This is a genomic window from Parvularcula sp. LCG005 (assembly GCF_032930845.1).
GTDB lineage: Bacteria > Pseudomonadota > Alphaproteobacteria > Caulobacterales > Parvularculaceae > Parvularcula.
In genome coordinates, this window is sequence record NZ_CP136758.1 from 1411665 (window position 1) to 1435214 (window position 23550).

20 protein-coding genes are annotated in these 23550 nt (G+C 57.4%); 14 read left to right on the forward strand and 6 right to left on the reverse strand.

The annotated features are described in order from the left end of the window. The first annotated feature begins 6 nt into the window (after window positions 1-6). The 5 genes from odhB (at window position 7) to RUI03_RS06680 (ending at window position 5513) form a co-directional block, all read left to right on the forward strand. On the forward strand, window positions 7-1506 hold the full coding sequence (gene odhB / locus RUI03_RS06660) for a 2-oxoglutarate dehydrogenase complex dihydrolipoyllysine-residue succinyltransferase (protein ID WP_317289506.1): 1500 nt from the start codon (window positions 7-9) through the stop codon (window positions 1504-1506). A 137-nt stretch (window positions 1507-1643) separates the two neighbouring features. After that, window positions 1644-2063: a hypothetical protein gene (locus tag RUI03_RS06665; protein WP_317289507.1), complete on the forward strand. Its 420-nt coding sequence runs from the start codon at window positions 1644-1646 to the stop codon at window positions 2061-2063. 39 nt (window positions 2064-2102) lie between these two features. Beyond that, window positions 2103-3683 carry a glutamine-hydrolyzing GMP synthase gene (gene guaA / locus RUI03_RS06670; protein WP_317289508.1) on the forward strand — a complete coding sequence of 527 codons (1581 nt, stop codon included), beginning with the start codon at window positions 2103-2105 and terminating at the stop codon, window positions 3681-3683. A gap of 111 nt (window positions 3684-3794) precedes the next feature. Next, window positions 3795-4787, forward strand: a complete 993-nt coding sequence (locus RUI03_RS06675; RefSeq protein WP_317289509.1) for a hypothetical protein — start codon at window positions 3795-3797, stop codon at window positions 4785-4787. Between the two features lie 129 nt (window positions 4788-4916). Next, complete coding sequence (locus RUI03_RS06680) at window positions 4917-5513, forward strand: trimeric intracellular cation channel family protein (protein WP_317289510.1); 597 nt, start codon at window positions 4917-4919, stop codon at window positions 5511-5513. A gap of 30 nt (window positions 5514-5543) precedes the next feature. Here the strand turns inward: RUI03_RS06680 and RUI03_RS06685 are convergent, their stop codons facing one another. The 3 genes from RUI03_RS06685 to RUI03_RS06695 all read right to left on the reverse strand — a co-directional run bounded on the left by RUI03_RS06685 (window position 5544) and on the right by RUI03_RS06695 (window position 10393). Continuing rightward, window positions 5544-7640, reverse strand: coding sequence for a catalase (locus RUI03_RS06685; protein ID WP_317289511.1), 2097 nt, complete (start codon window positions 7638-7640; stop codon window positions 5544-5546). A gap of 90 nt (window positions 7641-7730) precedes the next feature. Next, complete coding sequence (locus RUI03_RS06690; protein WP_317289512.1) at window positions 7731-9590, reverse strand: glycoside hydrolase family 15 protein; 1860 nt, start codon at window positions 9588-9590, stop codon at window positions 7731-7733. Then, on the reverse strand, window positions 9590-10393 hold the full coding sequence (locus tag RUI03_RS06695) for an SDR family oxidoreductase (protein WP_317289513.1): 804 nt from the start codon (window positions 10391-10393) through the stop codon (window positions 9590-9592). The genes RUI03_RS06690 and RUI03_RS06695 overlap by 1 nt, the downstream gene beginning before the upstream one ends. Window positions 10394-10555: 162 nt before the next feature. Here RUI03_RS06695 and RUI03_RS06700 point away from each other — a divergent pair, with 162 nt between their 5' ends. The 4 genes from RUI03_RS06700 to RUI03_RS06715 are packed head-to-tail and all read left to right on the forward strand — an operon-like array spanning window position 10556 to window position 14949. Then, window positions 10556-11338 carry an SDR family NAD(P)-dependent oxidoreductase gene (locus RUI03_RS06700; protein ID WP_317289514.1) on the forward strand — a complete coding sequence of 261 codons (783 nt, stop codon included), beginning with the start codon at window positions 10556-10558 and terminating at the stop codon, window positions 11336-11338. Beyond that, complete coding sequence (locus RUI03_RS06705) at window positions 11331-12179, forward strand: alpha/beta hydrolase (RefSeq protein WP_317289515.1); 849 nt, start codon at window positions 11331-11333, stop codon at window positions 12177-12179. Before RUI03_RS06700 ends, RUI03_RS06705 begins: the two co-directional genes overlap by 8 nt. A gap of 50 nt (window positions 12180-12229) precedes the next feature. Next, a complete protein-coding gene (locus tag RUI03_RS06710) occupies window positions 12230-13480 on the forward strand; it encodes a putative DNA modification/repair radical SAM protein (protein ID WP_317289516.1) in 1251 nt (416 codons plus the stop codon). Beyond that, entirely contained in the window at window positions 13477-14949 is a 1473-nt protein-coding gene (locus RUI03_RS06715) for a UdgX family uracil-DNA binding protein (protein WP_317289517.1), read from the forward strand. The genes RUI03_RS06710 and RUI03_RS06715 overlap by 4 nt, the downstream gene beginning before the upstream one ends. Before the next feature lie 54 nt (window positions 14950-15003). On the opposite strand, the gene RUI03_RS06720 is transcribed toward RUI03_RS06715, so the two are convergent. Further along, window positions 15004-16584 (reverse strand): alpha-glucosidase family protein, encoded by a 1581-nt coding sequence (locus tag RUI03_RS06720; protein WP_317289518.1) that lies wholly within the window; start codon window positions 16582-16584, stop codon window positions 15004-15006. Between the two features lie 153 nt (window positions 16585-16737). Here RUI03_RS06720 and RUI03_RS06725 point away from each other — a divergent pair, with 153 nt between their 5' ends. From RUI03_RS06725 to RUI03_RS06740, 4 genes are all read left to right on the forward strand, one after another. Beyond that, window positions 16738-17190: a hypothetical protein gene (locus RUI03_RS06725; RefSeq protein WP_317289519.1), complete on the forward strand. Its 453-nt coding sequence runs from the start codon at window positions 16738-16740 to the stop codon at window positions 17188-17190. A gap of 91 nt (window positions 17191-17281) precedes the next feature. After that, window positions 17282-18010 carry a DUF1499 domain-containing protein gene (locus RUI03_RS06730; protein WP_317289520.1) on the forward strand — a complete coding sequence of 243 codons (729 nt, stop codon included), beginning with the start codon at window positions 17282-17284 and terminating at the stop codon, window positions 18008-18010. 81 nt (window positions 18011-18091) lie between these two features. Beyond that, on the forward strand, window positions 18092-19444 hold the full coding sequence (gene gltX, locus RUI03_RS06735) for a glutamate--tRNA ligase (RefSeq protein WP_317289521.1): 1353 nt from the start codon (window positions 18092-18094) through the stop codon (window positions 19442-19444). Between the two features lie 92 nt (window positions 19445-19536). Continuing rightward, complete coding sequence (locus RUI03_RS06740) at window positions 19537-20463, forward strand: pirin family protein (protein ID WP_317289522.1); 927 nt, start codon at window positions 19537-19539, stop codon at window positions 20461-20463. Between the two features lie 11 nt (window positions 20464-20474). Here the strand turns inward: RUI03_RS06740 and RUI03_RS06745 are convergent, their stop codons facing one another. Both RUI03_RS06745 and phaC read right to left on the reverse strand, forming a co-directional pair. Continuing rightward, on the reverse strand, window positions 20475-20633 hold the full coding sequence (locus RUI03_RS06745; RefSeq protein ID WP_317289523.1) for a hypothetical protein: 159 nt from the start codon (window positions 20631-20633) through the stop codon (window positions 20475-20477). Between the two features lie 192 nt (window positions 20634-20825). Then, window positions 20826-23030 carry a class I poly(R)-hydroxyalkanoic acid synthase gene (phaC, locus tag RUI03_RS06750; RefSeq protein ID WP_317289524.1) on the reverse strand — a complete coding sequence of 735 codons (2205 nt, stop codon included), beginning with the start codon at window positions 23028-23030 and terminating at the stop codon, window positions 20826-20828. A gap of 109 nt (window positions 23031-23139) precedes the next feature. On the opposite strand from phaC, the gene RUI03_RS06755 reads away from it, so the two are divergent. Further along, entirely contained in the window at window positions 23140-23541 is a 402-nt protein-coding gene (locus tag RUI03_RS06755; RefSeq protein WP_317289525.1) for a hypothetical protein, read from the forward strand. Window positions 23542-23550: the final 9 nt, after the last annotated feature.

A 23550-nucleotide genomic window follows, 5' to 3' on the forward strand; every position in this document is an offset into this window, starting at 1 on the left:
GCCCCCATGACTGAAATTCGCGTTCCTACCCTCGGTGAAAGCGTGACCGAGGCCACTGTCGGACAGTGGCTAAAGAAAGAAGGCGACACCGTTGCGGTGGATGAGCCTCTGGTCGAGCTCGAAACGGACAAGGTTTCCGTCAATGTGTCCGCCACAGCGGCCGGTGTTCTGAAAAAGATCACGGCCAAAGAGGGCGATACGGTCGAACTCGACGCCGTGCTGGCCGAGATCGAAGACGGTGCCACCGGCAGCAGCAAAGAGAAGAGCAACGGCAAGGCGGATGCCCCGGCGCCTGCCAAAGCCAGCAGCACGCCCGCAGCTGGCGATAGCGCCGGCGAGCAGGTCGAGGTTGTCGCGCCGTCGTCAGGCGAAAGCGTCACCGAAGCTGATGTCGGCGAATGGATGGTCAAAGTCGGCGACAGCGTGAATGTCGACGACGCCATCGTGTCCCTGGAAACTGACAAGGCCGCCGTGGACGTGTCCGCTCCGGTCTCCGGTACGATTGCTGAAATCCGCATTGAGGCGGGTGAGACCGTGACACCCGGTACGGTCCTCGCGATCATCGCCAAGGGCGCGGGCGCGCCAAAGCCGACCGAAAGCAAACCGACGGCCGAGCCCAAATCGACCACAAGTGCTGCGCCTTTGTCGCCAGCTCCTCGCCGCGTTGTTGAAGAAAACAATCTCAACACATCGGGCATCTCAGGCACGGGCAAGGATGGTCGTATCACCAAAGGTGATGCCCTTGCTGCACTTGAATCGTCGAAGGCCAAGCCATCGCCGTCACCGTCTGCGCCTCGTGATCTTGGTCCGCGTGAAGAGCGCGTGAAGATGTCTCGCCTTCGCCAGACAATTGCTCGGCGCCTGAAGGAATCGCAGGATACGGCCGCCATGCTGACCACGTTCAACGACGTGGACATGACGGCGGTGATGGACCTGCGCAATCAGTACAAGGACCTTTTCCAGAAGAAGCATGACGTCAAACTGGGTTTCATGTCGTTCTTCGTGAAGGCGGTCTGCCACGCTCTCAAAGAAATTCCCGACGTTAATGCAGAGATCGACGGGACGGACATCATCTACAAGAACCACTACGATATCGGCATTGCGGTCGGTACGGAAAAAGGTCTTGTGGTTCCTGTCCTGCGCGACGCCGATCAAATGTCGCTGGCTGAGATCGAGAAATCCATTGCCGATTTCGGTAAGCGGGGCCGTACCGGCTCTCTGACCATGGAAGAGATGCAGGGCGGTACCTTCACCATCACCAATGGTGGTATTTACGGCTCCATGATGTCGACGCCGATCCTGAACATGCCGCAGTCCGGTATTCTGGGGATGCACCGTATCGAGAAGCGCGCCGTCGTCGTTGACGACCAGATTGTCATTCGTCCGATGATGTATCTGGCGATGAGCTATGATCACCGCATTGTCGACGGCAAGGGCGCGGTCACCTTCCTCGTCCGTGTGAAAGAAAACCTCGAAGATCCACAGCGTCTGCTGCTCGATCTCTAGGGTCTCATTCGAAACCAAGATGTGATCAGAGGGGAGAAGCCCAGCTTCTCCCCTTTTTCATGCGTTCTTGGCTGACTTTTTTGATTGTTGGATCTTGCCCGTCGATCATACTGTCTTGCCACGAGGGGGAAGACATCATGAAAAAGCCATCTTGGGCGTTCTGGACTGTCGGTATTCTGGCGCTGCTATGGAACGGGTTCGGGGGCTATGACTACTACATGACCCAATCCAACAACGAGGCGTATCTCGCTGACTATGATCAGGAAATGATCGCCTGGATGCAGGCCTTTCCGGGATGGCGTACAGCACTATGGGCGCTCGGCGTGTGGAGCGCCGTGCTGGCATCCGTTCTGATGCTTCTGCGGAAAGCGTGGGCCGCACCGCTGTTCGTCGTCGGTCCCGTCGCGATTGTCATCGGCCTGATCCAAGACGTGTCGGCGGGCGGTCTTGGTTATTATGGCGCAACGGGCCTCGCCATGTCGGGCGTCATCTGTCTCGTTGCAGTGTTCCTGGCTTGGTACGCCCATCGTCAAAAGCGTCTGGGCGTCCTGAAATAGATTGATTGCGAGGTCATGCGGACGAGGATATAGCGCCCCATGACCGACATCGCTGAAACCGCCCGCCACCACGAACGTGTTCTCGTCATCGACTTTGGTAGTCAGGTGACCCAGCTGATTGCGCGACGGTTGCGCGAGCTGAACGTCTACAGCGAGATCCATCCGTTCCAGAATGTGACCGACGAATTCCTGAAGGATTTTGATCCTAAAGCCGTGGTCCTGTCCGGCGGCCCTGCCTCGGTGTTTGACGAGGGCGCGCCGATGCCGCCTGCATCGCTGTTCGACTATGGCGTTCCCGTTCTCGGCATCTGCTACGGTCAGCAGGTCATGATGCACTGCCTTGGCGGTACGGTGGAACGCGGGCATGGTACGGCCGAGTTTGGACGCGCCTATGTCACGCCTCGTGATGAAGTTGTCGATTTGCTCGATGGCTGGTTTGATGATGGCGACCGCGAACAGGTGTGGATGAGCCATGGCGATCACGTGTCGAAGCTCGCCCCGGGTTTTTCTGTCTACGGAACATCGCCCAACGCCCCCTTTGCCGTCACGGCCGATCTGGATCGACAGTTCTATGCTGTCCAATTCCATCCTGAGGTCCACCACACGCCAAAAGGGGCTAGACTATACGAGAATTTCCTGCGCATCGCAGGGTTCGCACGCGACTGGACGATGGCCGCCTATAAAGATGAAGCCATTCGTCTGATCCGCGAGCAAGTGGGCGACAAGAAGGTCATTTGCGGCCTGTCCGGCGGCGTCGATTCATCTGTGGCGGCCGTCCTGATCCACGAGGCCATTGGCGACCAGCTAACCTGCGTCTTTGTCGATCACGGACTATTGCGCCTGAACGAAGCCGAAGAGGTCGTGGCCATGTTCCGCGACAATTACAATATTCCGCTGATCCACGCTGATGAAAGCGACCTCTTCCTTGGTGAGCTCGAGGGCGTCACCGACCCAGAGGTCAAGCGCAAGACGATTGGCCGTCTGTTCATTGACGTGTTCCAGAAACATGCCAACGAAGTGGGCGGGGCGGAATTTCTGGCTCAAGGTACGCTGTACCCTGACGTTATCGAATCTGTTTCGTTCTCGGGTGGTCCATCGGTGACGATCAAGTCACACCACAATGTGGGCGGATTGCCAGAGAAGATGGGTCTGAAACTGGTCGAGCCCCTGCGTGAACTCTTCAAAGACGAGGTGAGGGCGCTGGGCCGTGAGCTGGGTCTGCCTGACCGTTTCATTGGCCGTCACCCGTTCCCCGGACCGGGTCTTGCCATTCGCTGTCCCGGCGAGATCACACGAGAAAAGCTTGCCATTCTTCAGCAGGCGGATGCCGTCTATATCGACCAGATCCGCAAGCATAATCTCTATGACGAAATCTGGCAGGCCTTTGTTGCCATCCTGCCGGTTCGCACTGTGGGTGTCATGGGCGATTATCGGACCTACGATTATGCGTGCGCCTTGCGCGCTGTGACATCTGTCGATGGAATGACGGCGGACTACTACCCGTTCTCTCATGAATTTCTGGGTGAGACCGCCACGCGCATCATCAATGAAGTCAAAGGCATCAATCGCGTGACCTATGACATCACGTCCAAGCCGCCAGGCACGATTGAGTGGGAATAAAAGCCCAAGGGATTTTCGCGCCGAAAATAAATAGTTGGTGTGAAGAGGAGTATTGACAGAGAAGCATAGGTCAAAGATCGTACTCCCGAACGAATTGCGTGGGAGAGCGCAGTGATTGCACGCCTATTGTTGGTACTATTCGTGTTTGCGCTGTCGGTCGGCTCGGCTGATGCTCAAAATCCCAACTATCTGAAGACGCTACCGACCCCGGAGGAACTCGAAGCCGCGTTTCCTCTGGGTGGTGAGGACCCAATCGACGCTGCTGCACGGCAGGCCGCTGCGTTCAGCATTGTGTCCGACACTATCCTGCTTACCGCGAGGGATCGAAAATCCGATTTCACGCCGCCGGAGCGCGCAGCCTTTGACAATTACAAATATACAGCTGAACACCGGATACGGGCATCGCAGGGCTGGCCCAAGCTTGGCTGTGGCAGCAACGCCGACTGTCAACGGTATGAGAATTTGCTGATTGATTATCAGTGGAGAGATAAAAAGAAGTCCCGCGCCTTTGAAAAGGAATTCAAGGAGAAGCTATACGGCAATTACTCAGTTCCCGAACATATGCCCGTAGCGACAGCGGCAACGTCAGATGTGCAATTCAGGCCACTGCAATGGGCTGCCATCCTCATCGGTTTGGGCCTTGGTGTTTTTGCGGCGCAGCCTCACCGGGCGAAGCTTCAAGGGCCGGTATCGGTCCTCGGATCGGGGATAACGGACTCGCAGGGCTTTGAGACCTTCAACCGGCGTCACAGAGTGACAATCGGTGATCGCAAATTAGGGACGACAATCACATCGGCGAATATCGACGACGCGTTGCATCACGCCTTGCAGAGCGGTGACCGTGCGACTGTTGGCGTGGGATGGATGCTGTGGATGCGGTGGATCCTGTCTGTACGTCATGGCAGCGATATAGAGCGTGAAGGACCACTATCGTTTCTTGCCCGCACGGTACTCCTGACGCCTCTCGTCACAATCATTGCCGTGCTCGTCAGCGGTTTTATTCTGAATATGTTTGCCGGCCCTGTGATCGTATTCTTGGCCACGACATTCCTGCTCGCCTTCGGCGTTACTCAAATGGTTACCAACTTTCGCAGTTGGCTGTAGCCGCGCCTGGAGATCCTCGATCGTCGAGAGATTTGGTTGACAATCAGGTTCTGTTTTTTCAACGAAGCGGCTCGGTTCTACGCCACTCGACGCGTGGAGTAACGGAGTTGCGCCATCACCCCGGTCCTTTTGATACTCTCCAGTGTCGGCATCGCCGTCTTTGCAATCTCCGGCGCCTTGCTTGGCTTGCGCAAGCAGATGGACATTGTCGGCATCTGGTTCGTAGCGATCGTCACCGGTATTGGGGGCGGTACGCTGCGCGATCTTTTGCTGGGCCAAACGCCTGTCGGCTGGGTGACGAACCCCAGAGATATTGTGATCTGTCTGGTCTGCGGTCTCGCGGTCAGCTTTCTGAACCGGCCGCTATCAGGTCGTCGATTGCAGTGGCTGCTTTATGCGGACGCTGCCGGCCTCTCGCTATTCACCGTGCTCGGCGCAAGTACCGCTCTGACGGCGGGGGCACACCCCCTGATCGCAATCATGTTCGGGGCGATGAGCGCAAGTTTCGGCGGGGTCATTCGCGATGTGATGTGCAATGATACGCCGATCCTCTTCCAGAAAGATCTCTATATCACACCGGCACTGCTGGGAGCAGGAGCCTTTGTCGTGGCAGACGGCCTTCTGGGATTTGAGGAACGCGCGCTGATTGGCGTCATCATTGCCCTGACGGTTCGTATACTGGCCATTCAGCGTGGCTGGTACATGCCGTTTCCCCGATACAAATAGGGACGCGCTCTACAGCGCGCCCCAGACCGTCTATGCATCCAGATCGACGTTCATCTCGCGATCCCAATATCGCAGGGCGCCAAGCCCTTTGAAGAATGCAGACACATCATCGCTACCTGTCAGTGCCGTGCAGCCCTTATCAAGAGCGTCCGCGATTCCGGCCTTTTCGAGCAGGGGCAGGGCAGCGTCAGTGTAGCCGATGAACTTGCAGTTGGCGAAGGCATCCGCAACGAAATCGCGGCTTGGCGCGTCGTTACGCACCTTTTTTACGCCTTCGTCAGACATCAGAACGACGACGGCATCGTAAAGAACGGAGGGACCCCCATCGATCTTCTGATCGGCTTCCATCGTACTACCGTCGCTCAATTCGACGCCGCCGACTTCGGGGCTGATCAGTTCGATCTGGGCGCCAGCTTCTTTGGCTTCGGACTTCAGCGCTGCCAGCAGATCAGCATCAGCACCGTCCGTCAGATAGACGCCTAACTTTCGGCCTTTGAACGTACCCGGTGCATTCTTTAGGATACTGAGAGCATCTGAGGCTGGCAAATCAGTCCTTGGCGTGGCCGCAGGTTTCGCGGCCTCTGGGAGGCTCTTCATGCCGAGACGGTCCGCCACCTTCTTCGCCAGCTTCTCGTCGATATTGATCAAATGACTGACGAGCCGTTCGCGAATGGCGATGGTCTTCACCTTGCTCAGCTCGAACGTCAAAGCATCGGCAATGTGCTTCTGCTCAATGGCCGTCTGGCTGATATAAAACTGCCGGGCCTGACTATAATGGTCAGCGAATGATTCCGGGCGTACCCGCTGTTTTTTGCCTTCCATCGGCTCGATGTAGGATTTGTAGCCCTTTTCGTGGTCTTCACGCGGGCCTCCTTCCTCGGGCCCCCAGCTATTGGGTTCGTAATTGGCCCGGCCGGACGGATTGGTCATGGCCATATGACCGTCCTGCTGGAAATGCCGCATGGGGCACTGGGGGCGATTGACGGGGATGTGGGTGAAGTTTGGCCCACCCAGACGCTTGAGCTGCGTATCGAGATAGGAGAAATTACGGCCCTGGAGAAGCGGATCATTGGTGAAGTCGATACCGCGAACAACATTCTGTGTACAGAACGCAACCTGCTCCGTTTCTGCGAAGAAATTGTCGACGACACGATCAAGCACCATTCGACCGACAATACGCACCGGAATCTGTTCTTCGGGAATAAGTTTGGTCGCGTCAAGGACGTCGAAATCAAAACTGTCGGCGAAATCCTGATCGAATAGTTGGACGCCGAGTTCCCATTCCGGGTAGTCGCCCATCTGAATGGCATCCCACATGTCGCGGCGGTGATAGTCCGGGTCCGCACCGTTGATTTTCACTGCCTCGTTCCACGCCACAGACTGCATGCCGAGCTTGGGCTTCCAATGGAACTTCACGAATGTCGATTTGCCGTCCTCGTTGACGAAGCGGAACGTGTGGACACCAAAGCCTTCCATGAATCGCAGCGACCGCGGAATCGCACGGTCGGACATGGTCCACATGACCATATGCATCGCTTCCGGCGACAGGCTGATGAAATCCCAGAAATTATCATGGGCAGTTTGCGCCTGCGGAAAACCGCGGTCCGGTTCCGCCTTGGCCGAGTGGATGAGGTCGGGAAATTTCATCGCGTCCTGAATGAAAAAGACAGGGATATTGTTTCCGACCAGATCCCAATTGCCTTCTTTCGTATAGAACTTCACGGCAAAGCCGCGAACGTCGCGCGCCAGGTCAGGTGAACCTTTGTTGCCGGCTACCGTAGAGAAACGGGTGAAAACCGGCGTTTTCTCGCCCTTGCGCTGGAAAATATCCGCCGCCGTCACATCCTCGAGCGTGTCGAGGGTCTCGAAATAGCCGTGTGCGCCATAGCCTCTTGCGTGAACGACGCGCTCAGGAATTCGCTCGTGGTCAAAGTGAAACATCTTTTCACGGAAGACGAAATCCTCTGCCAACATGGGACCGCGTTGCCCGCCTTTCAGATGGTTCTGGTCATCTGAAATGGGCACGCCCTGCTGGGTGGTCATGGGCTTGTGCCCCAACTTCGTTGACTGGCGAGGGGCGCCGCCTTCATCGAGATGAAGGTCGGTCGAGGGGGTCTTTTCCGGCATGAGGGGCGTCCATTTCTTAGAATGAGAAGGCTTAACCCTAACGCCGCTCCGCGCGCATTCGTTCCGTCCCGTACACCGCACACGCAGCGATCAGAACGGTTGCCCACCATTGTCGATGGCCCGATCTATCGCCACAGCAGCCGAGATAAGCGCGAGGTGGGTGAAGGCCTGCGGGAAATTGCCCTGCTGATCGCCGCGAACGCTCAGCTGCTCAGCAAACAGACCAACATGATTGGCGTAGCCGAGCAGCTTCTCGAACATGAGACGGGCTTCATCAACCTGGCCGGAGCGGGCCAGAACCTCGACGAGCCAGAAGCTGCACATGGTGAAGCTTCCTTCCTCAGATCCGTCCAAGCCTTCGATATCATTCTCGCCAAGCAGATAGCGTCTCACGAAAGTATCGGTCGCGAGATCCTTCTGGATTTTTTCAAGTGTACCCAGCCAGCGTTCGTCGACGGGAGAGATGAACTTCACCATGGGCATAAGCATGAGGGCAGCGTCCACCACCTTCGATCCACGATGCTGAACAAAGCTGTTCAGATCTTCGTCAAAAAAATTGTCGTGAATGTCATTATAAATCCGGTCACGCACCTTTCGCCAGTCATTGAGAGGCGCAGGATACGACGCTTTTTCGGCCAGCCGGATACCCCGGTCGATTGCGACCCAGCACATCAGACGTGAATGGAGGAAGTGTTTCTTTCCGCCACGCATCTCCCAGATGCCTTCGTCGGGCTTGTCCCAGTTGCTGATGACATACTCGATCGTACGAGAGATATTGAGCCATCCATCATGGGATGTTGGTGTGCTGAATTTATGCGCAAGATAAATGGAATCAATGAGCTCGCCGTGAATGTCGAGCTGTAACTGGTCGACTGCGGCGTTGCCGATACGCACGGGCGTTGAGTCCTTATATCCGGGCATATGGTCAAGGATCGTCTCGGTGATATCGTTGCTGCCATCGACCCTGTACATCAGGTGGAGCGGATTACCGCTGTCGTTGTCTTTGAAGCGAGCCGACACCCAGGAAAGATAGTCGATGACCTCCTGGCTGAACCCAAGCTTCATCATGGCGTAGATCGTGAACGCGGAATCTCGGATCCAGCAGAACCGATAATCCCAATTCCGTTCCCCGCCAATCGCTTCAGGCAGTGAAAAGGTAGGGGCCGCGACGATTGATCCGTATTGCCTCGAAAACAGAAGTTTAAGCACGAGGGCAGAGCGCTTGACCTCAGCTGGCCAATGGCCCGCATAGGTCGACTGACTGATCCAGTCGCGCCAGAATGCAATCACCTTATCGAGCGATGTGAGGGCGTCGCGCTCTATACGGTCCGGATCCACATCCTCATCGCTGAATGCCGCATTGCCGCAAACATAGCGAAATACCGCAATATCCTGCTGCTTCAGATCAAAGCGCGCATGGACCTCGTGATCCTGACATGACAATTCGACCGTGGACAGCAATCGGGTGCTGGTATCGCTGCCCTTGTCTTGAATGTGCGCCTGGTGGCCGCCAGCGGAAAGGGATATCTCGCATTTGGAGCGACCATAGTCGAAGGCTGTCCGACAGGTCATCTCAACATTGATGTCGCCGTGGATGGCTTTCACAATACGGACGATTTCCGGTGGCTCGTCTTCCAGCGTCGGCAGCATGAAATCCATGATTTCAAGGATGCCATTGTCAGACTGAAACCGTGTCATCAAAACATTTGTATCCGGTAGATACATCTGGCGACACACCATGTCCGTCGCAGTCGGCGCAATTTTGAATTGTCCGGCATCGTCACCGCCGACGAGGCGGGCGAAGAGCGACGGTGAATCAAACCGCGGAAAGCAGAAAAAGTCGATCGCCCCGTCGAGGGCGACGAGGGCGACCGTTTCGAGATTGCCGATGATGCCGTGATCGCCGATGGTGATATCGCTGGGCTGACAGCTGGACGAGAGAGCCTCCATCAGCCGTTGTCCCGGAATCCGGGATACAACATCATGCCGCCGTCGACATATATCGTGTTGCCGGTAATGTAGTCGGCCTGATCAGAGGCCAGCCAAGCCACGACGCTTGCCACGTCCTCAGGCTCGCCCAACCGGCCATAGGGGATGAGCTTGAGCAAATCGCGCTTCTTTTCTTCGTCTGACCACACGTCTCGATTGATGTCGGTTTTGATTGCGCCAGGCGAAACCGCATTCACGCGAATACGGTGGACAGCCCATTCCTGCGCTGCCGTGCGCATGAATTCTTTAAGGCCCCCCTTGGCGGCGGCATAGTTTGCGTGGCCGGCCCAGGGTATTTCATCGTGTACGGAGCTGATATGAATGATCTTGCCCGCCGCTTTGGAAACAGACTTGTCAAAACCTTGGGCGATGAACTGACGTGCCGCGGCCTGGGCGCACAGGAACTGACCGGTCAGGTCCACCTTGATCGCCGTTTCCCAATCTTCAAGCGACATGTCGAGCAGACTCGCATCGACCTGTACGCCCGCATTCGCAATCATGATATCGAGATGGCCGAACTCAGCGCACGCCGTTTTAATCAGATCCTCAATGTCGTCCTTTTTTGTCACATCCGTGTGGACGGAAAGGGCTTGGACCCCTTCGCTGCGGCATTCGTCGGCAACTTTTTCACCGTCTTCTTCATGAGAATGATAGGTCAGGACGACGTTGGCACCTTCGCGGGCAAGACCAACAGCGCAGGCGGCACCGATGCCGGAGCTGCCACCCGTGACGACAGCTGTCTGGCCGTTCAATATCTTATGCATAGGTCCCTCGGATAAAGCTCGCGCTCAAGCGATACGATAAGGTAACGGCCGCGTGAGTGTCCGAGTTCCCTTCAATACGCCTGCGCGCGCCGACTGATTGTCGCAGCAGGAACTTCTCTCTGCGCTGCCGGTTCAGACGGTGACACAAAAGGGAAGTTTCTCATGGATCTGAAAATTAACGGCCGCCGCGCTCTTGTCACTGGCGCGAGTGGCGGCATCGGCATGGCCGTATGCAAAGTATTGAAAAGCGAAGGCGTCAACCTGACGATCACGGATCTCAAAGAGGACGCCGTCCGACAGGCAACAGAGGAGCTCTCGTGCGAAGGGGTCGCTGCTGATCTGTCGACCACACAGAAGGTGAAGGCGCTGCTTGATGAAACGGGCAGGGACTTTGATATTTTTGTCCATGCCGCCGGTGTGACGGGTGGCAAGGGTGATCCTCTCGACATGGATGACGACGCTTGGGATGAGGCCTGGGACACCGATTTCATGTCAGGGGTTCGCCTGTCTCGCGAGCTTGGGCCGAAAATGATCGAAAGGGGTTGGGGACGGATGGTCTTCGTGACCTCGGAAAATGTGGCTCAGCCCTATGCCGACGAGACCGTGTATAACGTGGCCAAAAGCGCGGCACTGAGTTTTGCCAAATCCGTGTCCATGGCTCACTCGAAGAGCGGTCTCTTGGTCAATTGTGTCGCGCCCGCCTTCATCAAGACAGATATGACGGACGGCATGATGGAGAAGCGTTCAGAAGAATTGGGTGTCTCGGTCGAGGAAGCTGTCGAGAGTTTTCTGAAAGAAGAGCGGCCCTATCTGGTGCTGGAACGCCGTGGCCGCCCCGAAGAGGTGGCTCCCGTGGTTGCTATGTTGTGTTCTGAGCTCGCGTCCTTTGTGACGGGGGCCAACTGGCGGGTAGACGGAGGATCGGTCGGTTCGATCAATGTCTGATCGTCTGCCAACGACTGAAGCAGAACTGCGCCATCATATATCTTCGATCCCTATGACAGGGTCGGTCGAGGAGCGTCGAAAGGCGTTCGAGCGGATCATGCCGCCGTGCCCTGCAATGGCAGAACCGGGGACGCTTGGCGGCGTCTCCGGCCTCTATGTGGGGCAGGGGCGGACGCTGGCATTGTGGCTGCATGGCGGGGGCTATGTTTTTGGCAGCGCCCGCACCCACGCGGCAGTTGCTCAACGAATGGCAGCCTTGGCTGAATGCCGCATCTTTCTGCCCGACTACCGACTCGCACCAGAACATCCATGGCCTGCCATGCTCCAAGATGCCTGTAACGTCGTACAGGCTTGCAGCGGGCCAGTCATCCTTATCGGAGATAGCGCGGGCGGTCATTTGACTTTGAACGTTGCCGCAAAGATGCCGGACAGGATCGAACGGCTTGTTCTGTTCTCTCCGAACACGGACCGCACCGGCGCCAATGGTTTGCGCCAGACGAACAGCGCTCAGGATATAATGAACGACGATGCATCAGATGCCGCACTGGCCGGCTTGGCATTTCAGAATAATTGGGACCCCCAGTCACCCGAATTATCGCCGCGACTGCATGATGGGCTATTCCCGCCCATCTTCCTGGCCTGTACCCGCGGCGAAGTGCTGCACGACGATGCACGGCTCCTGCGCGACAAAATCCAGCGACAGGGTGGGGACGTGAGCTATCGCGAATACGGCCAGTTGTTTCACATGTTCGAGCACTGGCCCGATATCCTGCCCGACGCCCAGCAGGCGTTGATGGATGGCGCAAACTTCATGAAAACCGGCGGCCTGCCCAAAGGTTAGGGATTGAACGCGCTGTATGTTCTGCTATTGTTCTCCTTCCAGGAGGACGCATGGCGCGCAGTACGATCGATAAACTCACAATTCTGGCCGATGCGGCAAAATACGACGCATCCTGTGCATCCTCAGGCACGAGCAAGCGCGATTCAAAAAATAGCAAAGGAATTGGCTCCACCGAGGGAATGGGGATCTGTCACTCCTATGCACCGGACGGCCGGTGTATTTCGCTTTTGAAGGTGCTGCTGACCAATTTCTGTATTTTTGACTGCCGCTATTGCGTCAACCGGTCTTCCTCAAATGTGGAGCGGGCGCGTTTCAAGCCTGAAGAACTGGCGGCGCTGACGCTCGACTTTTACAAGCGGAATTATATTGAGGGACTTTTTCTGTCCTCGGGTATCATTCAGTCTGCCAACTACACCATGGAGCAGATGGTCGAAGTGGCGCGTATTCTGCGCGAGGATCATCATTTTGCCGGCTATATCCATCTGAAGACGATTGCTGAGGCGGACCCGGAACTGATCGCTCTGGCAGGTCAGTACGCGGACCGGCTCTCGGTCAATATTGAATTGCCTTCCGATCAGGGACTGAAGACGTTCGCGCCGGAAAAATCGGGGCAGACCATTCGAAAAGCCATGGCTGACGTCAAATATCGAATTGATGACAGGAAAGAGGCCCAGAAATCCCGGCTGATCAAGAAGGCAGCTGCGCCAAAATTTGCACCTGGCGGACAGTCAACTCAGATGATTGTCGGCGCAGATGGGGCCAAAGATCAAGATATCCTGTCGACGGCCAACACACTCTATTCCGGTTATGGTCTGCGCCGGGTCTATTATTCCGCTTACAGCCCAATTCCCGATGCATCATCGGACCTGCCGCCGCAAAAACCGCCTTTGATGCGGGAGCACCGGCTTTACCAGGCGGACTGGATGGTCCGGTTTTACGGATTTGAGACAAGCGATGTCTTATCGGCCACGACCGGCGGTATGTTTGACCTTGATGTGGATCCAAAGCTGGCCTGGTCACTGCGCCATCGCGACTGGTTTCCGATGGATATCAACCGCGCGACGCGTGAACAGCTGCTGCGGGTGCCGGGGCTGGGACCGACGACGGTCAAAAAGATCATCAGCGCCCGGCGATTTTCGGCATTAGGGCTTGAGGATCTGGCGCGGATGCGGGTCTCACTGACCAAAGTGCGGCCGTTCATCATTGCGCGGGGCTGGTCACCAGGGGCCTTGGTCGATCTTGATAATCTGCGCGCGCGGTTCAGCCCGGCGCCGGACCAGCTTTCCCTGTTTGCCGCATGATTGTTTCATTGGACGCGGAAACAGATTTTGCCGGCTGGCGGAATCACGCGCGCCGACTTTGTGCGAAGGGTATTCGGCCGTCTGAGATTGAGTGGCGGACGCCGGGGATGGTGGCTGATCTCTTCGGCGTTGAGCCGAGGGGGAGAAATCGCGCGTCATCTGACGATCGTCCGGTGACGGCATCCCGGCGGTTTCTGACGCTTGCTGAACGGGTGGTGGCCCACCGTGACCCCAGCCGTTTTGCCCGTCTGTACGAGATCCTTTACCGCCTGCAGGAGCAGCCGCAATTCCTGAACAACACTTCCGATCCACTGATCTGTTGGTTGATGGCCGCGGAGAAAGCCATTCGCCGAGACGTTCACAAAATGCATGCCTTTGTGCGGTTTCGGAAGGCGGGCGAAACAGACGAGGGGCGGGAGTGTTTCGCTGCCTGGTTTGAACCGGAGCACAGGATCACCAGACTTGCAGCCCCCTTTTTTCAGCGGCGCTTCGCCGCCATGAACTGGCTGATCGTCACGCCGGAAGATCGGGCGCAATGGAACGGGGCGGAGCTGACATTTGGCCCTGGCGGCACCCAGGCGGACGTGCCGGATGTCGATGACATGGAGGAGGGCTGGCGGCAGTATTACAGCTCTATCTTCAATCCCGCTCGCCTGAAGATCAGTGCCATGAAAAGCGAGATGCCGGTCAAATATTGGCGCAATTTGCCAGAAGCCAGCCTTATCCCGTCACTTATTCAAAGGGCTGAGGACCAGCAACGCGCGATGATCGATCGTGGCGGATCAGAAGTGAATGCGCGGGTCGAGAAATGGACGCATCAGCCTGCGACCATTGCAGCAACTCCTGCGCAGACTCTGGAGGAGCTGAACACGCAGGCGCGCGCCTGTACGCGATGCGGCTTGTGCGAGCAGGCATCGCAGACGGTTTGCGGGCAGGGACCGCACAATGCCCGTCTGATGCTGGTGGGCGAACAGCCTGGCGACGAGGAAGATATTGCCGGGCGTCCCTTTATCGGACCTGCCGGCCGCCTGCTCGATAGTGTGCTGACCGAAGCGGGAATTGATCGGAAGACGTCCTATGTCACGAATGCCGTCAAACATTTCAAATTCGAGCCGCGGGGAAAGCGGCGTCTGCATAAGACACCGAATATTAAAGAGATCGATCATTGCCGGTGGTGGCTGAACGAAGAACGGAGACTGATAGCGCCGAAACTCATTGTCGGACTTGGCGCAACGGCGGCGCGAAGCCTGCTGGGCAAGAGTGTCAAACTGTCTGAAAATCGCGGACGCATTCTTCCCGTTGATCCGCAGACCCATGTTCTTCTGACAGTGCATCCATCCTATCTGCTGCGATTGCCAGATCGGGAGCACGCGGCATCAGAACGACGGGCGTTTGTTCGCGATCTGACAATGGCGCGTCAGTTCATGGATCACTCGCAGACACCCGCATTTGCCTCGCATGCGCCATAGCGAGGCAATAGGGGCGGTGCCGGGCTCGCCAGCTCACGGCACCGCCTCTCTTTTCTACAGCCGGATGAGAATACCGCCGAATGGCGGAAGCGTGACTGTCCGGTTATTCAGCATACCCGGCAGGCCGTAGGGGATGACGGTCCCGATCTGCGGTATGTCAAAGACCATTTCTTCGTCTTCCAGATTGAAGATGCACAGAATGATGTCGTTTTCGTGCTCGCGGAAGAATGCGATGGCCGGGTCCGGTACGTCCAGGAATCGAATCGTGCCGAGGCGGAGGGCGGGGTTTTCCGACCGGACTTCGATGAATTGCCGCGTCTTGTTGAGCGTCGAATCCTCAAACTGCTCCTGATATTCAACCGAAATTTCCTCATGACGCGGATCAACCGGCAACCAGGGCTCGGCTGACGAAAATCCTGCATTCTGCACGCCGGTGCGCCATGGGATGGGCGTACGGCAGCCGTCACGGCCGAGACTTTCGGGCCAGAACCGAATACCCTCAGGGTCTTGAAGTTTGTCAAAGGGAACATAGGCCTGAGGCAGCCCCAATTCCTCACCCTGATACAGGAAGATTGTCCCTCGCAGGGTCATCAGAAGGCCGAGCAGCATCTCTGCAAATTCGATGCTAGCATCCTGTCCGCCCCAGCGGTCGCGGACCCGAATGACATCGTGATTGGAGAATGACCAGCTTGGCCAGGCGTCATCACTGCTCCAGTCCTCGAACGCCGACCGGATCAGGCGCGGCGTCAGAGGCGCATTCTCGAGGAACAGGAAATTATATGCCGTGTGGAGATGTTGTGGCGACGTATACTCCATGCTCCGCTGGACATAGCTGTCGCTGCCGATTTCCGCCACGGTCATGCGGTCCGGATATTGATCGACGAGCTTTCTCAGTTTGCCAAGGAAGACGAGGTTTTCTGGCTGTGACCGATCATAGAGGTGCTGCTGGTGCGTGTAGGGACGATGGTAGCCACCCTCAGCACGTTTGGGCGGATTATCCCGCAGCTCCCGGTCGCAATAATAGAAGTTGGCAACATCCAGCCGGAATCCGTCAACGCCGCGCTCCAGCCACCAGTCTGCGACCTCCAGAATAGCCTGTTGGACTTCCTCGCAGTGGAAGTTCAGGTCAGGCTGTTCGGACAGGAAGTTATGCATGTAATACTGCTTGCGCCGCGTGTCCCATGACCAGGCCTGGCCGCCAAAGAGCGAAATCCAGTTGTTCGGCGGTCCACCATCAGGCTTTGCGTTCGCCCAGACATACCAGTCAGATTTGGAGTTGTCCCGCGACAGGCGGCTCTCCTCAAACCAGGGGTGCTTATCGGAGGTGTGCGAATAAACCTGATCGATGATGATCCGCATACCGGCACCATGGACCCGGTCGACCAGATGGTCGAAATCCATGACACTCCCGAAAATAGGGTCGACATCGCGATAATGACTGACGTCATATCCGAAATCTTTCATCGGTGAGGGGAAGAATGGCGACAGCCATATGCCGTCGACGCCAAGATTTTTGATATAGTCGAGTTTGGCAGCGACCCCGCCGAGGTCGCCAACGCCATCATTATTGGAATCGAAAAAACTGCGAGGATAGATCTGATAAATTACGCCGCCGCGCCACCATTCTGCATCCATTATCGTCAGGTTCCCTTTCAAGCGAATTGGTCCTTGGCCCGTCGACGTAAAGCGCTCTGCGCGATGTTACCAGTCTATAGGTCTTGTAACTTGCCGGCGCTTCTCCCATTTGTTGATTATCGATAAAGATGAGCAATGGAAGAGGAGACCACCATGATCCAGTCTATCCTGTTAAGTATGGCGCTAGTCGCAGCCGCACCTGAGGCCGCTGATGATGTAAAGGACGACGCTGTCGTCTGTTTCGAACATGACGGCTCGACCGACGAAGCAGTCTGGATTTCAGTGGCTGAGCGGTATTTCAGCGGTGCCAAAAAATGGCGTGAGGTCGTGCTGGAACCCGGCAAGAAGACCTGTATCCGCTATGACAATCTGCGTTTTGTGATCCCGCAGCCCTACACAATGTCTGAGATCGAGCGCCGTCAGGCCGAGAAAGACCAGATTTCTCCATGGCGTCCGGGTGTCTGTGGTCGGCTGTCAAAGAATAGCGCGAACTACCTCAAACTGAGCGTGAATCCTGATGGGGAGATGAGCTGCACCGCCGATAACGGGCGGAGCGATGAGGACATTCGGGGTCTCGTCTCGTCGTCCAATCCGATCACCGGCTGACCGGTGAGGCAACGCCGCATGGTATCCGCCAGCATTTCGTGATTAACATCCCGCAGCCGAGACATTTCGGCGCCTATGGGGATGACCATTCATGGCAAATTTGCTGCGGATACTTTTGATTGCCGGTGTTGTACCGGCCGCCATTTATGGCGGCATGACGTGGGGATACCGCGCCGGTCAGGTTGAGCTTGGCACCATTTTCCAAAGCCTCGGCTGGCTCGTTCCGGCGTTGATGGTCGGCGGGGTCGTCCTCCTCGTCGTTGCCGTCCTGTCGTTTATCTCCAAGCGCGCGGGCCTCGGTCTCGTGGCGGTGATTGCGGCCCTCGGGTCGCTCGCCATGGCCGCCGGTCCGGTCCAGATGAAAAAGACGGCGAGCCAGGTGCCGCCCATTCACGACATCACGACTGATGTTGAGGATCCCCCGGCGTTTGTGGCGACCGCGCCGATGCGGACCGAGGGCATGAACCCGGCAGCTTATGATGCGGGGCAGACTGACCGCCAGCTGGAGGCCTATCCTGATCTCGTGCCGATTGAAGTCGCTGCATCTCCTGATGAGGCATTCGAGGCTGCGCTCAAGGCGGCGAAAGATGAGGGGCTGGCAATCGCAGCGTCCGACAAGGCCGCCGGAACTATCGAAGGGACCGCAACAACGCGCTGGTTCGGGTTCAAGGATGACGTGATCATTCGCATTCGTGCCAATGGAGAGGGCTCGATCATCGACATCCGCTCAAAATCCCGCGTGGGTGGCTCTGATGTGGGGGCCAATGCGGCGCGCATTCGCGCCTTGCGGACCCGGATCCTGGCCTCACTGGACAGCTAAGACGCCGAACGACAAACGCCGTTTGCACTGAGCGATGGGGGCCGCTAAGCGGCTCCTTCGCTAATGAATTCGAGAGTCTGCATGACGGTCAAAGTCCGCTTCGCCCCTTCGCCCACCGGCAAACTGCATGTCGGGAACATTCGCGCCGCGCTGCTGAACTGGCTGTTCGCGCACAAGAATGATGGCGTGTTCCTGCTTCGCTCTGACGACACCGATCAGGCGCGCAGCACCGAGGCTTTTGAAAAAGGCATCCAGACCGACCTCGCGTGGCTGGGCCTGACCCATCACGAATTTGCGCGGCAGTCTGAACGCTTCAAGGTCTATGACGACGTCTCGGAATATCTGCGCGCTGAAGGCTACCTTTATCCGTGTTTCGAAACGCCCGAAGAGCTCGACCGCAAACGCAAGCTGCAGCGGGCTCGCGGATTGCCCCCGGTCTATGATCGGGCAGCGCTCTCCCTGAGCGAGGCCGATCGCGAAAAATATCGTGCCGAAGGCCGCGAGCCGCATTGGCGCTTCAAGCTCAGTCGCGAGGTCGTTCAGTGGACGGACCTTATCCGTGGCGACACCAGTGTCGATACTGCCAGCGTGTCCGATCCGGTGCTCATCCGCGAAGATGGACAGTATCTCTACACGCTGCCGTCCTGCATCGATGATGTGGACTTCGCGATCACCCATGTGGTCCGCGGTGAGGATCACGTGACCAACACGGCCACCCAGATCGAGGTCTTCAAGGCCGTCATGGCCTATCGCGGCGAGGGTACGCTGCCTGCGTTTGGTCACCATTCGCTGCTGGTCGGCAAGGAAGGCGAAGCGCTCTCGAAACGCCTTGGCTCACTGTCCATCGAGGGCATGCGAGAGCAGGGGATCGAACCGGCGGCTATCACCAGTCTTCTGGCGCGTCTTGGCACGTCTGATCCGGTAGAGGCGGTGACGGACCTGTCCAAGCTGGCTGATGGCTTCAGTTTTGACCGCATGGGCCGCGCGCCGGCGCGCTTTGACATGGATGAGCTGATGCAGCTCAACGCCAAAATTCTGCAAATGACAGACTATGCGGATGTTGAGGATCGGCTTTCGGCCATGGGTGTTGATGAACAGCTCTGGCTGGCTGTGCGCGGGAACATCACGACACTGAACGACGCTGCCCAATGGCGTTCCATTGTCGAGGGCGAGATTGACCCAGTGATTGCGCCAGAGGACCGTGAGGCGACCGATGCCGCCGCCGCCGCCGTGCCTGAAGGGACGATCACGGAAGACGATTGGTCAAAGCTCACCAATGCCGTCAAGGAAGCCACCGGCCGCAAGGGCAAGCAGCTTTTCATGCCACTGCGCCTTGCCCTGACCGGGCAGTCCCATGGTCCGGAAATGGCCACAATGTTCGCACGGATCGGTTCGAAAAAGGCAAAGGCCAGATTGTCCGGCAACCGCGCCTGAGGACACCGCACGGGTCTTTTGCGCTCAGTGGCCTAGCTCTTCTTTGCGGGTTTCGGTTTTATAACCGGACCGAAAAGAATGAGGAGCGCCCGATGACGCAACGCCTTGAATTACCAGAGACGCATCCGGACTCACCCGATAATGTCGAGACGGTTCTGGTGCCAAGAGGCAGGGACCTCGGCGGGTTTGAGGTCAAGCGCGCGCTGCCCGGTAAGACCCGGCAGATGGTGGGGCCTTTCATTTTCTTCGACGAAATGGGACCGGCCGTCTTCAAGCCGGGTCATGCCATCGATGTTCGGCCGCACCCGCATATTGGCCTGGCGACGATCACCTATCTCTTTGACGGGGTGATCCGGCATCGGGACAGTCTGGGCACGACGCAGGATATTCGTCCTGGCGCCGTGAACTGGATGGTCGCTGGCAAGGGCATCACGCACTCGGAACGCACACCGCAGGACATGCGGAATGGCACGCATGGATTATCAGGACTGCAGACATGGCTGGCACTGCCAAAGGCCAGCGAGGAAATCGATCCGGCCTTCATTCATGCCCCCCAAAGCGATCTGCCCCACCTGAACGATCGCGGTATCGACCTTCGCGTGGTCCTGGGGCATGCATATGGAGCGGAAGTTCCGGTTACGACCTATTCTGATACGCTTTACGTCGATGCCCGCCTGACCGCAGGGGCGAGGTTGCCCTTGCCACAGGACCATGAAGACCGCGCCGTGTACGTTCTTTCTGGGTCCCTCAGTGTCGGGAACGATCGTTTTGAGCCGGGGCAGATGGCCATATTCAGGCAAGGTGCCCACGTTACGGTCGAAGCCGGTGAAGCCGGCGCGCATTTCATGATCTTGGGCGGCGCAGTGGCAGACGGACCACGGCATATCTGGTGGAATTTCGTTTCGTCAGACAAAAACCGTATTGAAGAAGCCAAGGCGGCCTGGAAGCAGGAAAACTGGGAAAGTGGCTGGTTCACCCTGCCGCCCCATGACCACGAAGAATTTATTCCGCTGGACTGACCCGTGCGGTGTTAGCGCAAGGTAGGAGAAAGATGCGGCAGGACCGTTACGGTGCGGCTGGTCGTGTCCCGAGTGGACTCGCCTTTTCTCAGCTCACGAAATACCCGCTCCGCCGCCATCCGGCGCCGATAATCACTGTCGCCCAAACGCTGGTAAATCTCGCGCGTCATGGATTGATCCGCTGCCATTGCCTGTCCCACCCCTCACTGGTCGGTAAAATGTAGCCTTTGAGGATATAGTGTAGGCGCAGACGTGGTTAACGAAAGGTTAACGACATCGGCGGACGTTAAGGACAAATGCACGAACACGACATTCAGTGAAGAGCGTGACATTTGCGCCACGCCGCCGCAGCGGAAACTACATCAATCGCACCGCACGCGGACATAGGTGCCAGGGGCATCCTCAATCACGCTCAGATCACCATCGCCCGGCACGCGCGCCGGCACCTGTTCATTGCCCAGGCCGTTCAGCCATTTGATCCAGTATGGCCACCAGGAGTGGTCATGCCGTGAGGCGCCCGCCATCCATTCTTCAACCGTCGCGGGCAGGGATGTATTGGTACTGTAGTGATACTTCTTGCGGTCAGGATGATTGATGACACCGGCAATATGGCCGGATCCGGCAAGCATGTATTCAACTTCGCCGCCAAACAGCCGCGCGCTGCGGTACACTGAGTTATACGGCGCTATATGATCTTTCTCACCGGCCTGCATGAACATCGGGATCTTGACCTCGGACAGGTCAATCGGTGTCCCTTCGATCTCAAGTTCGCCCTTCGCCAGGCTGTTTTCGAGATAGAATTTGCGCAGGTAGAACAGATGGCATGCCTTGGTCATCCGCGTCGCATCGGCATTCCAGTACAGAAGGTCGAACTTCTTCGCCTCTTTACCCAGGTAATAATTGTCGACGAAGGCAGACCAGATCATGTCGTTCGGCCGCAGCATATTGAACGTACGGGCCATGGCTGACCCCTCGAGCACACCGCCCGCGGCATCCATCTGCTTTTCCATATTGGCCAATTGGCGCTCATCAACGAAAAGCAGGAGATCACCGGATTCCTTGAAGTCGCTTTGCGCAGTGAACAGGGTTGCTGACTTCACCCGATGGTCGCCGTGATGGGCCATATAGGCGAGAGACACCGACAACAGCGTGCCGCCAATGCAATATCCGATCGTATCGAACTCATCGATGCCGGTCGCCCGCTCTGCAGCGGCGAGCGCTTCAAACACACCCTCGCGCATATAGTCGGGGAAGGATTTGTTGCGCAGGGCAGGGCCCGGATTGACCCAAGATACAACAAAGACTGTCCGACCCTGATCGATCAGCCAACGGATGAATGAATTTTCGGGCTGCAGATCGAGAATATAGAACTTGTTGATCCACGGCGGGAAAATGATCATCGGCCGTTCGGCCACCGTCTCCGTCGTCGGATTATATTGGATCAGCTGTAGGATCTCGTTCTCGTAAACGACCTTGCCCGGCGTCGTGGCGATGTTTTCGCCGACCTTGAAGAAATCAAGATCGGTCTGCTTGATCGCCAGCTCACCATGACCGCGTTCCAGATCCTCCATGAAGTTCTTCATGCCGTTGACCCAGTTCGCCCCTTGGGTCGCGATGGTCTCATCGACAACGTCAGGATTCAGGCCAGGAACATTGGACGGCGACATGGCCGAAAGGATCTGGTCTGCATGGAAGAAAGCCCGGCGTTTTGTAGCGGCGTCAACGCCTTCGGCATTCTGGATCGTCGTATCGACCCAGTGGCTGAAAATAAGGTAGGACTGCTTGATAAAATCAAGCATCGGATTTTCTTCCCAGGCCTTGTGCTGGAAGCGTCGATCGCCCGGCTTTGGCTGCGCCACCGGGTCAGCGGCGGCGCCCGTCATCCGCTCAAAGGCTGATTGGTACAGGCGGCTGAACTCATCCCACAGACCAATCTGCATCTGCAACAGCTTGAGCGGCTTGGCGTTCAGCGCATTGACAACTTCCGTCCCGGCCTCGGCAATATTCAGCGGGTCAGCTACCGTTTCCGCACCGCGGCGCCCCATCTCCGCGCGTCGCTGAGCGACATCGTTCATGATATCGCGCGTACGGACGTTGATGTCTGCCATGTACTGCGCAAAGCGCGCCATGTCCGTATAGATCGGCGGCTCGGCTTTCTTCCCGCTGTCGGTGGAAGCGGCGGGCCGGGCAGGCGATTCGGATTTCGGCATGGGCCGACTTTCAGGAATGGCGAAGGCCTGCTCGAATGCCGTCGGCGACGGCGTCGCCTTCAGATCACTTTTCGCGGCCGTGCGGGTCGCCGGTTGGGCTTTGGCGGATGCTGTCTTCTTTTTCGGCGCAGACTTGGTGGACGCCTTTGTGCTCGCACTGCCTGCGGTCTTTTTAGCCGCTGTCTTTCGGGAGGGCGCTGCCGGTTGGGCGGTCTTCTTCGCAGCAGTCTTCACTGCCGCCTTGGCACTCGTCTTTTTGGCCGCCGTCTTGCGCGCAGGAGCCTTGGCTTGCGGTGCCGCAGTCGATTTGCGCTTCACTGCGGTCTTGCGTGTTGCCGGTTTTGCGTCGTCAGCCATAGCCTGTGTTCCTTGCCTTTTTGCCCCCGCCTGGCGTAGTCCGTTGTCAGCGCGCCGTGGCCGTTGGTGAATCAACTACAGCTGTTCGGCGCCGGTATGCGAGGCTCTTATGCGGTATTTGGTATCAATTCTTGCCCTGTCCATGACTGTGACTGCGTGTGCCTCAACTTCAGAGCCCGCCGGCCCGGACAGCGCGTCGGTCGTCAATCCGGTCATTGAGCAGCGCATTGAAGAACGCGCAGCGGAGGGACGCGGCCGGGGCTTCCCTGACATTCGCGACGTTCGTACAGCTCCAGATGATCTGGCCACGCCCGCACAGCGTGCTGCGTCGCAACAGGCGCTGATTGCTGCAGCAGCGCAGACGGAAGAAGAGATCGCCATTCAGCGCCAGCGCGCCGATGATGCTGCGCTCGCCGCCCGGGTCGAGGCCCTGAAGGCGCGCATCGCCCATGATCGTGCTCTCGCCGAAGCCGAAGGATCACTGGCGGACCGCGCAGAAGAATTGCGGTAGCGAGACCTT

Bases quoted from the DNA above. Each gene is read 5' to 3' on its own strand.
- RUI03_RS06665 (WP_317289507.1), top strand. From the start codon at position 1,644: ATGAAAAAGCCATCTTGGGCGTTCTGGACTGTCGGTATTCTGGCGCTG.
- RUI03_RS06725 (WP_317289519.1), top strand. From the start codon at position 16,738: ATGATCCAGTCTATCCTGTTAAGTATGGCGCTAGTCGCAGCCGCACCT.
- RUI03_RS06685 (WP_317289511.1), bottom strand. From the start codon at position 7,640: ATGCCGGAAAAGACCCCCTCGACCGACCTTCATCTCGATGAAGGCGGC.
- RUI03_RS06710 (WP_317289516.1), top strand. From the start codon at position 12,230: ATGGCGCGCAGTACGATCGATAAACTCACAATTCTGGCCGATGCGGCA.
- RUI03_RS06700 (WP_317289514.1), top strand. From the start codon at position 10,556: ATGGATCTGAAAATTAACGGCCGCCGCGCTCTTGTCACTGGCGCGAGT.
- RUI03_RS06720 (WP_317289518.1), bottom strand. From the start codon at position 16,584: ATGGATGCAGAATGGTGGCGCGGCGGCGTAATTTATCAGATCTATCCT.
- RUI03_RS06730 (WP_317289520.1), top strand. From the start codon at position 17,282: ATGGCAAATTTGCTGCGGATACTTTTGATTGCCGGTGTTGTACCGGCC.
- RUI03_RS06690 (WP_317289512.1), bottom strand. From the start codon at position 9,590: ATGGAGGCTCTCTCGTCCAGCTGTCAGCCCAGCGATATCACCATCGGC.
- odhB (WP_317289506.1), top strand. From the start codon at position 7: ATGACTGAAATTCGCGTTCCTACCCTCGGTGAAAGCGTGACCGAGGCC.
- RUI03_RS06745 (WP_317289523.1), bottom strand. From the start codon at position 20,633: ATGACGCGCGAGATTTACCAGCGTTTGGGCGACAGTGATTATCGGCGC.
- RUI03_RS06695 (WP_317289513.1), bottom strand. From the start codon at position 10,393: ATGCATAAGATATTGAACGGCCAGACAGCTGTCGTCACGGGTGGCAGC.
- phaC (WP_317289524.1), bottom strand. From the start codon at position 23,030: ATGGCTGACGACGCAAAACCGGCAACACGCAAGACCGCAGTGAAGCGC.
- RUI03_RS06705 (WP_317289515.1), top strand. From the start codon at position 11,331: ATGTCTGATCGTCTGCCAACGACTGAAGCAGAACTGCGCCATCATATA.
- RUI03_RS06715 (WP_317289517.1), top strand. From the start codon at position 13,477: ATGATTGTTTCATTGGACGCGGAAACAGATTTTGCCGGCTGGCGGAAT.
- guaA (WP_317289508.1), top strand. From the start codon at position 2,103: ATGACCGACATCGCTGAAACCGCCCGCCACCACGAACGTGTTCTCGTC.
- RUI03_RS06755 (WP_317289525.1), top strand. From the start codon at position 23,140: ATGCGGTATTTGGTATCAATTCTTGCCCTGTCCATGACTGTGACTGCG.
- RUI03_RS06740 (WP_317289522.1), top strand. From the start codon at position 19,537: ATGACGCAACGCCTTGAATTACCAGAGACGCATCCGGACTCACCCGAT.
- gltX (WP_317289521.1), top strand. From the start codon at position 18,092: ATGACGGTCAAAGTCCGCTTCGCCCCTTCGCCCACCGGCAAACTGCAT.